The 302-nt window shown below is 34.4% G+C and carries 1 protein-coding gene; it reads left to right on the top strand.

The annotated features are described in order from the left end of the window. Window positions 1-51: 51 nt before the first annotated feature. Window positions 52-231, top strand: a complete 180-nt coding sequence (locus AC4IF5_RS20450) for a class I lanthipeptide (protein WP_490736661.1) — start codon at window positions 52-54, stop codon at window positions 229-231. Window positions 232-302: the final 71 nt, after the last annotated feature.

Raw genomic sequence — 302 nt, 5'->3', positions numbered from 1 at the left:
CGGTTTCCACATCACATTTAAACAAACAATAACAATTTAAAATCAAACATCATGCACAAAATTAAATTAACTAAAGGTCTACAGATCAACAAAGAGCAAATCAGCAAGCTTCAGGAGGAGCAAATGAACAGCCTTAAAGGAGGAGTTAACAGCCTTCAGGCAGCTGCACAATCGTGCGGACAGTGTTCTTGCGGTGGAAATACAATTGTAAAAACAAAAGTTGCTCAATAACCGGTTTCCACATCACATTTAAACAAACAATAACAATTTAAAATCAAACATCATGCACAAAATTAAATTAA

The organism is Chryseobacterium sp. UF-290 (genome assembly GCF_058245615.1).
The sequence above is the reverse complement of the archived record's forward strand: the minus strand, read 5'-3'. Positions and strand labels throughout refer to the sequence as shown.

Coding starts and splice junctions, on each gene's coding strand:
- AC4IF5_RS20450 (WP_490736661.1), top strand. CDS start 52: ATGCACAAAATTAAATTAACTAAAGGTCTACAGATCAACAAAGAGCAA.